Origin of the sequence: Microcoleus sp. B4-D4 (assembly GCF_036705185.1) — a bacterium.
GTDB lineage: Bacteria > Cyanobacteriota > Cyanobacteriia > Cyanobacteriales > Microcoleaceae > Microcoleus.
The window spans coordinates 1-14,244 of the sequence record NZ_JAUBTX010000043.1 but is presented as its reverse complement, the minus strand read 5'-3'; the positions used below and the strand labels follow the sequence as shown (position 1 = coordinate 14,244).

The window sequence follows — 14,244 nt, the reverse complement described above, 5'->3', positions numbered from 1 at the left end:
TAGCCAGAAGTAGCTATTTGGACGTACCATTTACCGTCCCAGTGGGAAAACAATTCCCAACCGCTTTTGGGAAGGAAGGGCATACACCGAGGGTTTTTGGGAGATTAAAGGAGCAATTAGCTGCGTCCCGATCGCAATTAGCGATCGACTCATATCAAATCCGGTAGCATTGGAATTATATAGTGCGATCGTCCCCGAAGAGCGAAGTCGATCGCTCGCGGGGATGCTCGCACTATCAATGATTAAAATATATAATTCCGATGCTATCGGAAACGATATCAGAAACAACATAGCAGTGACAAAAATCCCTCCATCCCTGCTTTTGTTGCGTTCCAGACGCGGACTTACTTCTAGCGCTAAAACCGCTAAATCAGTATTGCTCATGGCCAAAACAGCGCAAAACTGTCGATGGAAAATTAAACTATAGTCCGCTGCGATCGCGAGCGCCAAATATGTATAGCGATTCTCACAAAAGTGAGGTATGCCCTATGCCCACGGAGGCCTATGCCCACGGAGGCCTATGCCCTATCCCGGATAGTACCTCATACCAGAGCACAGAAAGGCTATACGTAAGTACAGCGGGACTGCTAATTTTAACGTCCGAGTTTATTGGGAATCCCTTCGCAGCCGCCGGGAATAGTGTCTCTCGACTTCGAGCCACACCAAGCGCAGCAGTAATAGCGCTGAGCCTCTGACAGTCGCTTGACAGCCGTGAAATCAGCGCGTTCAACCACCGCGCCGGTATATTCGCCCGTTTGATAGTTGGGAAATTCCGTGCGGCTGCGAGGAGATGCAGTTTCTGGTGATCCGTAGAATAATATCGCCGCTTTCATGTCAGCACGATCGAGCTTGGCATCGTACAGGATAGCGCGCGAAAGGTTGGCTTTGACTAAATCGCATTTGCTGAGATTGGCCCGGACAAGGTTGGCTTCGCTCAACTCAGTCCACCGCAAATCGGTGCCAGCTAGGTTAGCACCGGCTAACATCACGTTTAAATCGATGACACGGATACCGTGAGATCTGTCTTCTGCGTAGCCGCCGTCGCCGTCAAGGATGGCGCGGCCCAAAAGCCGATCGCGCTTCAGAGGAGTCACCAATCTCGACTGCGACAAAAACCGCAGAATTTTCGCCTTACCTTCAGCATCCACACTGCTCATAATCGCAGCGGTGCGGCCTTCGGCGATCGCCCTTTCCTGGGGCCAATCTTCCAAAAACCCTTGTTCGTCAAGGGCTAAATCGGAAACCCCTTGAAAATAAGCATCAATAGTTTGCTGCTGCGTAATTCGATTTTGCTGAATCGTCAAATCCTTCGAGATTACGTACTGCCGCCAAGCTACGTAAACGCCCAAAATTGCAATCAAAATTTGCCCCAAAGCGCCGATTAACTCGCCGAGAGCTCCGATAGCGTCCCAGTTGATTTCGATGTTGCGGCTTCCCGGTGCAGTGTTAGTACCGCTAAGCATCAGCAAGCCAACGATTCCAGCTAAAAGCCCGAAGCAGGAGACGATCAGCGTGCGCCAAGTCGGCGGAATTACCTGCGTCCAGATTTTGCCCCAACTCGGCCAGATCATCCGCAGCGATATGCCGATCGCACCGACGGCTCCAATTAAGCCGATCCAAATGCTATCGTTAGCCAGCCCTACAATCATTGCTGCCGTCGCCGCCAGCGTCAGCACCGAACCCGACATCTCAGCAGTCGTTTGTGTCGGCTGTATCGGCGCAAAAACCCTGCGGGTTGGAGTCGGAGGCAGCGGTTTTGTCGGTTCAACATTAGCAACGATTGTTGCTGATTCTGGTGGGACAGCAGGGCTCGCACCGTTAGGACTTTCTACAGTCACGTTGGAATCAGGAGGATTGGGTTGAGAAGAGTTTTGTTCTGGTGTCATGCGTTGAGGCAAATTCTAATTTTTGGCGATCGCTAAAACGATTTTAACCAATCAAGCACGATTATAGATAGCATTACAATATAAATATCCAAGTATTGACACTCAAATAGGTAAAATAATATGACTCTGGTACTCCCCAATCTTCAAAGCAAACAAATGGGTCAAGTAATCACTACAATCGCCGTCACGAATTTCATCGATCTGGTTATGGCTGAACGGGGATTTATTTCTGCTGAGGAAGTTCGCTCTGTCAACCTCGATAACGTTGTTGTCGATACCGGAGCAACTCTGCTTTCCTTACCAGCTCCCATTATTAGCCAACTAGGTTTAAAACAAGTAGGAGAAAGAGATGTAGAAACATCGGCCGGCATCAAAAAAGGTCGAATTTTTGCAGGCGCTCAAATTATTGTAGAGGGGAGAGAAGGCAGATTTGATTGTCTGGAATTGCCCGAAGGCGTTTCGGCTGTTTTGTTGGGCGTGATTCCAATGGAAGAACTAGGCCTAGAACCAGATTTGAAAAATCGACGGTTGCGAGTGTTGCCGATGAACAATCAACAAACATATCTGATGGCTTAGTTTAAAATTTTGTCGTGAAGAATCCGATTTTTCGGATTGATGCGGACTAAAGTCATCACTACAAACCTTGTTAGAAAATAGTTTTTGCGTATATTTATCGAGCAGAATAAGCCTTGAAAAAATACAAACCAACCGTCGCAAATATCAAAACAATTATCCCTAAAAGCAATTCCATACTAAACCTTTGAGCATTGCCCAAAGCCACAAGAATTTGTTGCCGCACCACAAAAGCAAACAGCCAACAAACCTCCGCTTTCAGCCAAACCAAAAGGCTTCTGGCTAGGAGATATTGTCGGCGCGCATTTTCTTCGGTAATCCGTACTGGATAATTAAAAGTATGCGGGTAGCGCGATACTCCAGTTAAAACCACAAAAATAATGGCAGCCACTGCCGGCAGTATCCAAATTGTCACCCTGTCGCCCCAAGCATCAGGCTGCCCGGAAAATCCGAAATGAATTGGAATTCGATCGGGCAAAACAGCCCAAAATTCTACGATCGGCAAAACAGCAAGCACAATCGCGATCGCCCCGGCGAACTCTACCGCCAAATCAGCAGGCGAAAGCCCCAGGGATCTAACAGGCCTTTGGTTTGGTGTGTTTCCAGTCATGGCTACTTAAAATTAGATTAAGATTGAAAATAATAGTATTGCTTCCCATTTCCTCCCCCAACAGCTTTCGTTGGGGATTTTCAAACAATCTCGTGAGGTTTTATGACGGTTCAGGTTTTGGTGGAAAAGAAAAAGTTAGAAAAACCGCCCCTAACAATACACACTTTAGGCGATCGCGTCCTGCGGCAGCCAGCAAAGCGTGTCAGCAGCGTCGATGCAGAAATTCGGCAGTTAGTCCGAGAAATGCTGCAAACCATGTACAGTGCCGACGGCATCGGTTTAGCAGCCCCCCAAGTCGGAGTCCACAAACAAGTAATTGTTATCGACTGCGAACCCGACAATCCCGCGATACCTCCATTGGTTTTGATCAACCCCACCATCAAAAGTAGCAGCAGCGAAGTCTGCATCTTGCAAGAAGGGTGTTTGAGCATTCCGGGAGTTTATTTTGATGTCAAACGCCCAGAAGTCATTGAAGTGTCTTACCGCGACGAATTCGGTCGCCCCCAAACACTCAAAGCTCAAGACTTGCTGTCTAAGGTGATCCAACACGAAATCGATCATCTCAACGGCGTGCTGTTTGTAGACAGAGTAGAAAACAAACTGGCATTGAATGAAGAATTAGTCAAGCAAAAATATTCGCCCAAGGCAGTAAAATCAATATGATGGCAGGAACTCCCAAAAGTGGTTTATTGTTAGCTCTTTCTTGCATCACTGCGATCGCCGCCGTCGGCTCCATCTTTGAGTTGTCTTCGGGAGACGCTCAACTCGGCAATTTAGTGACTGGTATCATTCTCGCCTTCAGCGTACCGCTAACAGGCATCTTTTTCTATGCCGCCGTTCAGGATGCTAGAGCAAATCTCTAAGCAGAGTCATTAGTCCAACGTCATCAGTCCAACGTCATCACTCATCAGTCATTGGCCATTAGCATTTTGTACGGGCGGGTTTAGCTAAGGATATATGATACAAATGACTCAAAAAAGGGCTCGCGCCCGCCCTCAGTCATCAGTCATCAGTCATTTTAGCCGCTCGCGAAGCCGAAGGCTAGTCACTGGTCATCAGTCATTGGTCATCAGTTATCAGTTATGAATCATTATTCAAAACCTAAAATTTCATAACTGTGGAATCAAGATTGCGGATAAATAACATCATTTAACAGCGAACAAATGACTAATAGCTGTGCTATCAAGACTGCAGATCAATAACATCAACTAATAACTAATGACGTTGGACTAATAACTAATGACGTTGGACTAGCCTTCGGTTTCGCGAGCGGCTAAAATGACTGATGACTGATGACGTTGGACTAATGACGTTGGACTAATAACTAATGACTAATGACTAATGAAATCGGATTTTTGCGACAAGTGCCCGCCAAAGGCGCTGTGGCAGCGCCAGCGTCCAAGTACCTACTTTCTGAATATGGGGAAGTGGCGATCGGACGCGATCGCAATTGTGACATAGCCCTAGAGTCGATCGCCCACGGCATGGTTTCCCGCCGCCACGCCGCAGTCCGTCCCCTGACTCAGGGTAATTTGACGAGATGGCAAATTTGCGACCTCAACAGCGCTAACGGAACTTATATCAACGGTCAAAAACTGCAAGGCTGCCAAACTTTACAAACAGGCGATCGCATCAGTCTCGGTCAAGACGGCCCTGAATTCATATTTGAAACTTCCGCAACCCCTCACCAAAATAAACCCGGATTCTCCCAGGCCTCAACCGTCAATTTTGAGCCGCCCGAAAAAGACGCTCTAACTTTAACTCAATTATTCCCGATCGCCTCCACCGGCAAACAATTAAGCCAAAAAGCATACTTATATCCAGGCATTGCGACAGTTATTTTTGTCGTGTCAATGTTTCTCGCCGTCGGAAATTCCGCAGCCTTCAACTTCCTGCTGTCAGCCTACCTAGCCGGTGCAGCCTACTACTTCATCTATCAACTGTGCGGCAAACACAAACCTTGGTGGGTATTGCTCGGTACCGCTTTAGCAACAGTCCTGATACTGCTAAGCCCCTTATTGATTGGATTTATATTAGTATTTAGAGAAATTTTACCCGGTCGTTTGCCCGCAGAAGGCGAACAAATCAGTTTTTTACCTTTTTTAATCAGAATGTTCTTCGGGGCAGGTCTAATGGAAGAATTGCTGAAAGCCCTGCCCGTTTTGGGAGCAATGCTGCTGGGAAATTTACTAAAAAATCCCTGGCGCGATCGCATCGGCGTTTGGGAACCATTAGACGGAATTCTGTTAGGAAGTGCCTCAGCAGTCGGCTTTACACTACTAGAAACTCTCGGTCAATACGTTCCCAATATCATCCAAAATATCACCCTGCAAGCAGGCCCAGAAGCCGGACAATTAGTAGGATTGCAATTGCTCATTCCCCGCATTTTAGGCTCCGCCGCCGGACACATGGCTTACAGCGGTTATTTGGGATATTTTATCGGTTTGAGCGCCCTCAAACCCCGGAAGCGCTGGCAAATTTTGGGCGTAGGTTATTTTAGCGCCTCCGCACTTCACGCATTGTGGAATGCGTCGGGAGCAGTCAGCGTACTTTTGCTGGCCTTGGTGGGAGTTTTGTCCTATGCGTTTTTAGTAGCCGCAATTTTGAAAGCTCGGGCTTTGTCTCCGAATCGAGAGCAAAATTTTGCTACTCGCATATTTTATGAAAAGTGAACTAGCAGATCAAACAGCGGTTTTTTTCTTGTGTTTCAACCAGCTTAAACCGACCAATGCTAAAGCTGTCCCTCCAAAGGTGAGAAGTTCGGGAACTGCTTCGGCAGCGGCATCCAGGCGATCGCCCGCAGCATATCCATCATGTATAATGATATTTGTCAATACGTAATTTCCTAGAAAAATACCGCAATATTAAGCTCTCGTGCATAGGTAGCGCCTGCGTAATTGCTGACAGCCAGAATCCCAGCCCAACTTAGAAATTCTTCACAAATAGTTTGACTGTGGTACTATCTGGATGAGCTGTGAGTAGCTTAGGGAAGCCAACGGGCTTGATTCCTGTGGTGGAGGAGAATCCAGGAGTGCTAGATAGGATGTCATTGGGATACGCAAACGTTTTCGTCAAGCGAAGTCAACCCGAACCCCTCCGCATTGGGGTAATTGGGGTTGGCAATATGGGCCAACACCATACGCGAGTTTTGAGCTTGCTAAAAGATATCGAACTCGTGGGTGTTGCAGATATAAATGTAGAGCGGGGAATTGATGTAGCAAGCAAATATCGGGTTCGCTTCTTTGAAGACTACCGAGATTTGCTCGCCCACGTAGATGCAGTATGCGTCGCCGTTCCAACTCGCCTGCACCACCCTGTGGGGATGTCTTGTCTCCAAGCAGGGGTTCACGTTTTAATTGAAAAGCCGATCGCAGCTAGCATTGCTGAAGCCGAATCTTTAGTCAACGCCGCTGCAGAAGCCCACCGCATTTTGCAAGTGGGTCACATCGAACGCTTCAATCCAGCTTTTCAGGAACTCGGCAAAGTGCTGAAAACTGAAGAGCTACTGGCATTGGAAGCTCACCGGATGAGTCCCTATTCCGATCGGGCCAACGACGTATCGGTAGTTTTGGATTTAATGATCCACGACATCGACTTGCTTCTGGAATTGGCAAATTCTCAAGTAGTAAAATTGACGGCTAGCGGTAGCCGCGCATCAGATTCAGGTTATTTAGACTACGTGACAGCGACGCTGAACTTTGCTAACGGCATTGTGGCCACCCTGACAGCAAGCAAGGTGACGCACCGCAAACTTCGTTCAATCGCCGCTCACTGCAAAAATTCTTTGACAGAGGCAGATTTTCTTAACAACGAAATCTTGATTCACCGACAAACCACCGCCAATTACGTGACAGATTACGGTCAGGTGCTTTACCGTCAAGATGGGTTGATCGAGAAAGTTTACACCAGCAATATTGAACCGCTCCACGCAGAATTGGAGCATTTTATTAATTGCGTGCGGGGTGGAAATCAGCCTTCAGTCGGAGGAGAACAAGCTCTCAAAGCTCTGCGGCTTGCGAGTTCGATCGAGCAAATGGCTCTCGACGGTCAAGCTTGGTATCCACAAAAGCTAGAGTCTACTTTGCAAGTTAGCTAAATCGAGACAAATTCTGTCGTTTCCGGGTGCCTTGACAGTTTGGGGTTTGTTGTTTGTTGAATAGGGTAACTGTTTGGGCGCAACCGGATTCGATGTCACTCGATTTTAGATTGTAGATTGTAGATTTTAGATTGACTCCATAGATGCAATCTGCTGGGTTAAACTGTCAATTTTAGATGAGAGATTTGAGATTGACTTCACATCCTTTATTGGAAGATGAAACTGTCAATTTGAAATCTCAGATTTGAGGTTGACTCCACAGATGCAATCTGCAGGCTTAAACTAAAATTTAATTTTTTTTGCTTTCCACAACCTATGTCGGGGGAGGGCAATTATCCATCTTTGGCTAAAGTCACAATTTTTGATCTTAAAAAAGAGCGACTATTTGACTGCTGATAGTTTGGCTAACTAGCTGATTTCCTTGAGGGCTTAGGTGAATGCTGTCTCGATACAAAGTTGCAAGTTGCGCCGCACAATTGAAAATAGGAAGAAAATCTATGTAAGTAATTTTCTCCTGTGTGACAAGTTCGGCGAGACGCTCTCTAGCCTTGACTTCCCAGTCTCTAGGGCCCTCGCCGCATTCATGGCGCTTGGGAGTCACCGCTAGCAAAAACTCGACGTTAGCCGATACAGCTATTGTTCGGATTTGGCGAATAGCTTCTAAGTTGCAGCCGACTACATCGCCACTTTTGGCTACGGCTGCTGCTAATTGGCTCGCTGGCACCGCAGGTAGCAAGTAACGGCTCAATAATTCTAGCGCGGCCGAGAGCGGTTGGCGATCCGGGTAAGCTCGATCGCGCCCCACCACCAGAGAAGAAGGAGCAGATGCAAACAAATCGTCCGTATTCAGCAGCAACACCAGAATTTTTGACCCAAAAACACCGAACCGCTGGGCGTAAGCAAGTTGATTCCTCGGCCCCCAAGAATTGGCTGAGGCATTCAGAATTTCAAACTTTGAGTAGTTGACTTTTGAACTTAATTGTGCATTGGTTGCCAGATTTTGTACTTGCAGCCTCAACTGGCGAGCCATAATTTCGGAGATGGTATCTGTCTGATCTGTCCACCAACCGCCGTTGGCGACAGAATCTCCCAACAGCAAAACCCGCAGAGTGTCTGAGGCTGGGAGTGGGGCGATCGTTCCAGTACGCATCGAATACTCGTTAATCTCAATCCGGTTTCGCAAACGGCGCACCCTCTGGTTGGGCGCCAACAAATAGCCGCACTCCGCATCAGCAATGTAAATCAAGGGATTGCCAAAACCCAGCAACACCCGCAGCAGCACTTCGATTGCTGCCCACAATCCGCAGGTGAGGGCCAAAATTATCAGAACAAATTTCAACGATTAACCTCAATCTAAAACGGATACGGTGCCACGTACTATCTGTGGTAAAGAGTGCAAAATTTGAGACTTTTGTTCAACCTCCGGTAATTCACCCGCTTTCAGTAAATCGAAAATCTGCAATACCCGAATCGAAAATCGACTAAATGCTGCCCAATTCAGGCTTTTAGCAACTCTGCAGCGCGATCGAGTCAGCGGAATCGCCCGCGTGGATATAGAATTCTAGAATATACCGTCAAAATCCGCCGTCAGCCGTCAGTGAACTTGGTGGTTTCAGGAAAATCCGTGGACTTAAAACAAATATTCAAAACGCCGAATCCCATAATCGGTGTCGTACATTTACAGCCTTTGCCAACTTCTCCCCGCTGGGGCGGGAACCTCAAAGCTATTATCGGAAGAGCCGAGCAAGAGGCTACAGCGCTGGCTTCTGGCGGCGCAAACGGTATCATAGTCGAGAACTTTTTTGATGCTCCTTTTGCCAAAGACAGCGTAGATCCGGCTGTTGTCAGTGCGATGACTCTGGTAGTCGAGAGGTTAACAAATCTCGTGACACTGCCGATCGGCGTTAACGTGCTGCGAAACGACGCCCACAGCGCGATCGCCATCGCCTCCTGCACGGGAGCTCAATTCATCCGCGTCAACGTCCTCAACGGCATCATGGCTACAGACCAAGGCTTAATTGAAGGCCAAGCACACCAGCTCCTGCGCTACCGTCGGGAATTGGGAAGCGATGTCAAAATATTAGCAGACGTGCTAGTCAAGCACGGGCGACCCCTGGGAGGCTCCAACTTGACCACAGCCGTGTCAGAGACGATCGGGCGCGCCTTAGCCGACGCCGTAATTCTTTCCGGCTGGACAACCGGCAGCCCTCCCAATCTCGAAGACTTAGAACTTGCGAGTGCAGCAGCGGGGGAAACTCCTGTATTCATCGGTAGCGGTGCATCGTGGGAAAACATTTCCACCCTCATGCAAGCTGCAGACGGAGTAATTGTGTCGAGCTCGCTGAAGCGAAACGGCCGCATCGAACAACCGATCGATCCCATCCGCGTCAGTCAATTTGTAGAAGCCGCCCATCGCAGCTTTTCCGAGAAAGAGCTCGAACAAGAAAACAAAAACGCTAATGGTTCGAGAGGGCTAACACCGGAACCGAGCAGAGTCAGAAGTAAAACGTAAAATAGGAATTGTTGGCAGTTGGCAGTTGGCAGTTGTTAGTTGGCAGTTGGCAGTTGTTAGTTGTTAGTTGTTAGTTGTTAGTTGGCAGTTGTTAGTTGTTAGTTGGCAACAGTCAATAGGGGCGGGGCCCCCGTGTCCGCCCTCTTAACAGTCAACAGTCAACAGCCAACAGCCAACAGTCAACAGCCAACAGCCAACAGTTAACAGTCAACAGTCAACAATTAATAATTCCCAAATCAAAAAAATGATTCGCCGACGTTCAACCCCTTGGATTCATCGCTGGTCTAGGACGGTGATGGCAGCCATCGCAGCCATCGGCGTCCTAGAAACGGCCTATCTGACGATCGCTAAATTCACAACAAACTCAGTAATTTGTCCCACCAGCGGCTGCGACAAAGTTCTCAACAGTCCCTACGCTACCGTCTTTGGCACAGTGCCTTTAAGTTTATTAGGTTGTCTGGCATACCTGAGCATCGCAATTCTGGCATTAGCTCCCAAAGCCGTCAATCCTGACAACAACAAACGGCTGCATTCTCAACTAGAAAACTGGACTTGGCAAGCCCTATTTATCATCACCGCTGCGATGCTAATATTCAGCAGCTATTTGATGTATTTGATGGCTTTTGAAATTAAGGATCTGTGCATTTACTGCATCAGTTCCGCCTTATTTGCTCTATCGCTGTTTGTGCTGGTGCTAGTGGGCCGCGACTGGGAAGATATCGGACAATTAGTTTTTACAGGCATTTTGGTGGTGATGGTGAGTTCGATCGGCGCTTTAGCCCTATACAACAGCGTCAGCTCACCCGCTCCTTTTGTTTCTGCTACCCCCGGAATTTTACCCCCAGCAGTCACCACAACCTCCGGGCCAGGAGAAATTGCTTTAGCCCGCCATCTCCGACAAATCGGCGCTAAAGAATATGGCGCTTACTGGTGTCCCCACTGTCACGATCAAAAAATGCTGTTTGGGAAAGAAGCAGCCAAAATAATTGATTATTTTGAATGCGATCCCAAAGGGCAAAATTCCCGCGCTGAAATTTGCCAAGCTGGTGCTGCAAATATTAAAGGTTTCCCTACTTGGGAAATTCAAGGTCAGTTTTATTCGGGGACACAAACTTTGGATAAACTCGCTGAGTTATCCGGTTACACTGGCCCGCGCAACTTTCAAAAATGACAGCAAGGCTTGAGAGTTGAGATGTGAGATTTTTTTGGGTAGGAAAAATCCGGCTTTTTAAAGCTTAGCTAATAGACCTCTTGCATAAATAATTGATGGGTAAACCGCAGATTTCAAGCGGATAAATACCGATAAACGCAGATAATTTAATCTGCTCTGCGAATGAGTGCAAGAGGTCTAATCTTTTTCGGCTGTTGTAAAATCGCTCAAAAATATCGCATCTATAGCCTTTCTCAGAAAGATGAGGTACTATCCGGGATAGGGCATAGGGCATAGGGCTATCTTCACTTTTGTCAGAACCGCTATACAATCCATAAAAAAAATTTAAACATTAGTTGGTGCGAATTTTAAAATACTTTCGGAAGTATTGTAGTATTAAGTCTGAAAAAAAATCAATTATCATTCCTTCATGCAATAGATTTCCCTAAACTGCAGATTAATCGACCATCTTCCAGAAAGACCAACAATCTCATATAACCGCACCAGATATATTCAAAAATCCAGAAAAAACCCAGAGTTTCACTGCCCAACATTTTTGCAGTAGCAAGCTTTATTATAAATTTTATAAATAGTAGAACTACTAGACATTTTACAAATAAAATCAAAAAACCGGATTTCTGCTTCCAGACTCATTAAACTGGTATTGCATTAATTCGCTTTCAATTCCTGCAATTATCTGCGTTTATCTGGGTCTATCTGCCTGAAATCTGCGGTTGCCAAGTGCGATAAAAAACTTAGGCAACTCCAGTCTCTTGTCAAATGAGATATTTTGCCAGGATCGACTGAGCCGATCGCCGAGAAGATATAAAAGCTATATGTAGTAGTAGCTTAGATGCTCGAAAGGCGAGGCAAAAATTCCCAAAATTATGATAGAAAGTATCAAAAAATGGCTCGATCGAGAACGCAGAGTATTGATTACTGCCAGTACGGTTGCCGGTACGGTGATTGTACTGCGCTGGTTCGGATTTTTGCAGGTGTGGGAATGGACTGCTTTCGACCACTTTGTGCGCGGGCGGCCAGCCGAACCAATTGACTCGCGCATCGTGATTGTAGAAATTAAGGAAGCTGACTTGCAAAAATACGGCTACCCAATTTCCGATGCTGTATTGGCCCAATTGCTGCAAAAATTGCACGCTGGCAAGCCGCGGGCGATCGGTCTCGACGTTTACCGAGATTTGCCCACTCAACCGGGTAACGCCGAATTGCTCAAAACTTTTAAAACTATTCCTAACTTAATTGGCATTGAGTTGATGCCAGATGAAACCAGGATTGGAGTTCGGCCCCCTCCGGTTCTTGAGGAGTCCTCGCGCGTCGGTTTCAACAACGTTGTCATCGATGCTGACGGTAAAGTGCGCCGAGCTTTGCTTTACTCTTGGCCCGGAGACGGCAAAACTCATGAAAGCTTCGCGCTCAAACTAGCTTTGCTTTACCTCGAAGGCGAAGGGATTTCTCCTCAGCCAGCAACTGTCAATCCTAAATACTTGCAGTTAGGCAAGGGGGTGTTTCGACCTTTTGAGCCGAATGACGGTGCTTACGTGCGAGCAGACAGCCGCGGCTATCAAATTTTGGCTGCTCTGCGTGGCCCGAGCGGCAGTTTCCGCACTGCATCGATGGGTGACGTGCTTTCTGGCAAAGTACCGGCGGATTTTGTGCGATCGCGCGCTGTCTTGATCGGCTCAACAGCCACCAGCCTCAAAGACTTTCAGCAAAATGCTTACAGTTCGGGTGTGTTTGCTCCTCCCCAGCCCATACCGGGAGTCGAGCTTCAGGCTCATTTCTTGAGCCAAATTTTGAGTGCTGCCCTCGACGGACGCGGAGGTATCAATATTTGGTCCGAGGCTGGGGAGTTACTGTGGATTTTACTGTGGTCTTGGGTGGGAGCGAGTGTGAGCTGGAAGTTGCGATCGCTCGGGCGATCGGCTGGGTGTTTGTCAAGTATCTGTCTCGGTTTGAGTGCCAGTTTATACTTAGCTTTTTTAGACGGTTGGTGGCTGCCATTAATTCCTGCAATCCTCAGTCTTTTTGGTTCTGGCGTAGCAGTTGTCGGCTATCTGGCTCACTTGCAAGAAGAACTAAAACGCTCTAAAGAATTTTTACAATCGCTAATCGATACAATTCCAGACCCGATTTTTGTCAAAGATATAAATCACCGCTGGGTTGTGTTGAATCAGGCCTATTGTCGGTTAATCGGCTATCCTTGGGAAATTTTAACCCATCGCACAGATTACGACTTATTTCCCCAAGCCGAAGCCGATATATTTTGGCAGCAAGACGAATTAGTATTGCAAACTCAACAGCCGCAAGAAAATGAAGAATATTTTACCGATGCTCACGGAATTACGCATCTGATTGCGACTAAAAGAACCCTGCACAAAGATGCAGCCGGAAACTTATTTTTAGTCGGAGCCATCAGAGATGTTACCGAGCGCAAACTTCGCGAAGACGCTCTAGAGAAAAAAAATGCTGAACTCAGCCACCAAGCTTCTCACGATGCTCTTACAGGTTTGCCCAACCGTAAAATGTTTTACGAATGTTTGCATCTGTCTCTAGAAAGAGCTTCTTGCAATCAAGAATTGGTAGCTTTACTGTTTTTAGATTTAGATGGATTTAAGTCTATCAACGACACTCTCGGACACAATGTGGGCGATTTACTCTTAAAATCAGTTGCTAACAGGCTCAGACAATGCTTGCGCGGCAGCGATATCATCTCGCGGCTGGGCGGCGACGAGTTCACAGTCATCCTGTCGGCAATTCCCGGTAATGAGGAAGCTGCAAAGGTAGCTGAAAAAATTTGCGATGCCATCGTGCAGCCTTTTTTTTTAGAAGAAAATAAAGTTTCTGTAACTACAAGTATTGGCATTAGTTTATATCCAACTGACGGTCAAGAGTCAGAGATTTTAGTCAAAAATGCCGATGCTGCAATGTATCGTGCTAAGGAACGGGGGAAAAATCAATATCAATTTCTTGAGTAATTTATCATTAGTCATCAGTCATCAGTCATCCGTCATTAGATAGACTTACAAAAATCATGAAACTTATGACTTGAGATTGTCGTCTCATCTAAATCGGGACTGAGGCAAAAAAGAGTTTTATATCAATTCCGGTTGCACTCCTCATGATGTTGAGTGTTGACTGTTGACTGTGAATCGAACAACTGAAAATTGCGCCGAGATAGGTAACGAATTGTAAAAATCTTTCATAAATTGCCCTTTAACTTATCACCTGACGATGCAGCCGGAAACGATATTATTTATTGCTTGTAGGGGTAAGGCTCCATACACCCCGCACCCTACAGATAGAGGTTATGCTGGAGCATCTCATAGCTGGTAAAAGTATAGTCATTTATTGCATGACATGGGAGGCGTTAAGTCCCTCCCCCTTCCCTTTCACTTTGAG

At 46.9% G+C, this 14,244-nt stretch carries 13 protein-coding genes; 8 read left to right on the top strand and 5 right to left on the bottom strand.

The window, feature by feature from the left end; all coding sequences use genetic code 11:
• Nucleotides 1-30: 30 nt before the first annotated feature.
• Both QUB13_RS24055 and QUB13_RS24050 read right to left on the bottom strand, forming a co-directional pair.
• Nucleotides 31-384, bottom strand: coding sequence for a hypothetical protein (locus tag QUB13_RS24055; RefSeq protein WP_333385778.1), 354 nt, complete (start codon nt 382-384; stop codon nt 31-33).
• Between the two features lie 209 nt (nt 385-593).
• Nucleotides 594-1,886, bottom strand: a complete 1,293-nt coding sequence (locus QUB13_RS24050; protein ID WP_333385775.1) for a pentapeptide repeat-containing protein — start codon at nt 1,884-1,886, stop codon at nt 594-596.
• Between the two features lie 120 nt (nt 1,887-2,006).
• On the opposite strand from QUB13_RS24050, the gene QUB13_RS24045 reads away from it, so the two are divergent.
• Complete coding sequence (locus QUB13_RS24045) at nt 2,007-2,462, top strand: aspartyl protease (RefSeq protein WP_333385772.1); 456 nt, start codon at nt 2,007-2,009, stop codon at nt 2,460-2,462.
• A 94-nt stretch (nt 2,463-2,556) separates the two neighbouring features.
• Here the strand turns inward: QUB13_RS24045 and QUB13_RS24040 are convergent, their stop codons facing one another.
• Nucleotides 2,557-3,069 carry a DUF1648 domain-containing protein gene (locus QUB13_RS24040; RefSeq protein WP_333385768.1) on the bottom strand — a complete coding sequence of 171 codons (513 nt, stop codon included), beginning with the start codon at nt 3,067-3,069 and terminating at the stop codon, nt 2,557-2,559.
• A gap of 102 nt (nt 3,070-3,171) precedes the next feature.
• On the opposite strand from QUB13_RS24040, the gene def reads away from it, so the two are divergent.
• From def to QUB13_RS24025, 3 genes are all read left to right on the top strand, one after another.
• On the top strand, nt 3,172-3,732 hold the full coding sequence (gene def / locus QUB13_RS24035; protein WP_194008141.1) for a peptide deformylase: 561 nt from the start codon (nt 3,172-3,174) through the stop codon (nt 3,730-3,732).
• Complete coding sequence (locus QUB13_RS24030) at nt 3,732-3,932, top strand: hypothetical protein (RefSeq protein ID WP_333385860.1); 201 nt, start codon at nt 3,732-3,734, stop codon at nt 3,930-3,932. Before def ends, QUB13_RS24030 begins: the two co-directional genes overlap by 1 nt.
• A 471-nt stretch (nt 3,933-4,403) precedes the next feature.
• Nucleotides 4,404-5,741, top strand: a complete 1,338-nt coding sequence (locus QUB13_RS24025; RefSeq protein WP_333385765.1) for a PrsW family glutamic-type intramembrane protease — start codon at nt 4,404-4,406, stop codon at nt 5,739-5,741.
• 9 nt (nt 5,742-5,750) lie between these two features.
• Here the strand turns inward: QUB13_RS24025 and QUB13_RS24020 are convergent, their stop codons facing one another.
• A complete protein-coding gene (locus QUB13_RS24020) occupies nt 5,751-5,903 on the bottom strand; it encodes a hypothetical protein (RefSeq protein WP_333385762.1) in 153 nt (50 codons plus the stop codon).
• 209 nt (nt 5,904-6,112) lie between these two features.
• Here QUB13_RS24020 and QUB13_RS24015 point away from each other — a divergent pair, with 209 nt between their 5' ends.
• Nucleotides 6,113-7,165, top strand: a complete 1,053-nt coding sequence (locus QUB13_RS24015) for a Gfo/Idh/MocA family protein (protein WP_194008178.1) — start codon at nt 6,113-6,115, stop codon at nt 7,163-7,165.
• A gap of 367 nt (nt 7,166-7,532) precedes the next feature.
• Here QUB13_RS24015 and QUB13_RS24010 read toward each other — a convergent pair whose 3' ends face one another.
• Nucleotides 7,533-8,504 carry an SGNH/GDSL hydrolase family protein gene (locus tag QUB13_RS24010; RefSeq protein ID WP_333385759.1) on the bottom strand — a complete coding sequence of 324 codons (972 nt, stop codon included), beginning with the start codon at nt 8,502-8,504 and terminating at the stop codon, nt 7,533-7,535.
• 285 nt (nt 8,505-8,789) lie between these two features.
• On the opposite strand from QUB13_RS24010, the gene btpA reads away from it, so the two are divergent.
• The 3 genes from btpA (at nt 8,790) to QUB13_RS23995 (ending at nt 13,820) form a co-directional block, all read left to right on the top strand.
• Nucleotides 8,790-9,677 (top strand): photosystem I biogenesis protein BtpA, encoded by an 888-nt coding sequence (gene btpA / locus QUB13_RS24005; RefSeq protein WP_333385755.1) that lies wholly within the window; start codon nt 8,790-8,792, stop codon nt 9,675-9,677.
• Between the two features lie 244 nt (nt 9,678-9,921).
• Nucleotides 9,922-10,848, top strand: a complete 927-nt coding sequence (locus QUB13_RS24000; RefSeq protein WP_333385752.1) for a vitamin K epoxide reductase family protein — start codon at nt 9,922-9,924, stop codon at nt 10,846-10,848.
• 866 nt (nt 10,849-11,714) lie between these two features.
• Nucleotides 11,715-13,820, top strand: coding sequence for a CHASE2 domain-containing protein (locus QUB13_RS23995; protein WP_333385749.1), 2,106 nt, complete (start codon nt 11,715-11,717; stop codon nt 13,818-13,820).
• The last annotated feature ends 424 nt before the right edge of the window (nt 13,821-14,244 follow it).

Bases quoted from the DNA above. Each gene is read 5' to 3' on its own strand.
- QUB13_RS24055 (WP_333385778.1), bottom strand. From the start codon at position 384: ATGAGCAATACTGATTTAGCGGTTTTAGCGCTAGAAGTAAGTCCGCGT.
- QUB13_RS24050 (WP_333385775.1), bottom strand. From the start codon at position 1,886: ATGACACCAGAACAAAACTCTTCTCAACCCAATCCTCCTGATTCCAAC.
- QUB13_RS24045 (WP_333385772.1), top strand. From the start codon at position 2,007: ATGACTCTGGTACTCCCCAATCTTCAAAGCAAACAAATGGGTCAAGTA.
- QUB13_RS24040 (WP_333385768.1), bottom strand. From the start codon at position 3,069: ATGACTGGAAACACACCAAACCAAAGGCCTGTTAGATCCCTGGGGCTT.
- def (WP_194008141.1), top strand. From the start codon at position 3,172: ATGACGGTTCAGGTTTTGGTGGAAAAGAAAAAGTTAGAAAAACCGCCC.
- QUB13_RS24030 (WP_333385860.1), top strand. From the start codon at position 3,732: ATGGCAGGAACTCCCAAAAGTGGTTTATTGTTAGCTCTTTCTTGCATC.
- QUB13_RS24025 (WP_333385765.1), top strand. From the start codon at position 4,404: ATGACTAATGAAATCGGATTTTTGCGACAAGTGCCCGCCAAAGGCGCT.
- QUB13_RS24015 (WP_194008178.1), top strand. From the start codon at position 6,113: ATGTCATTGGGATACGCAAACGTTTTCGTCAAGCGAAGTCAACCCGAA.
- QUB13_RS24000 (WP_333385752.1), top strand. From the start codon at position 9,922: ATGATTCGCCGACGTTCAACCCCTTGGATTCATCGCTGGTCTAGGACG.
- QUB13_RS23995 (WP_333385749.1), top strand. From the start codon at position 11,715: ATGATAGAAAGTATCAAAAAATGGCTCGATCGAGAACGCAGAGTATTG.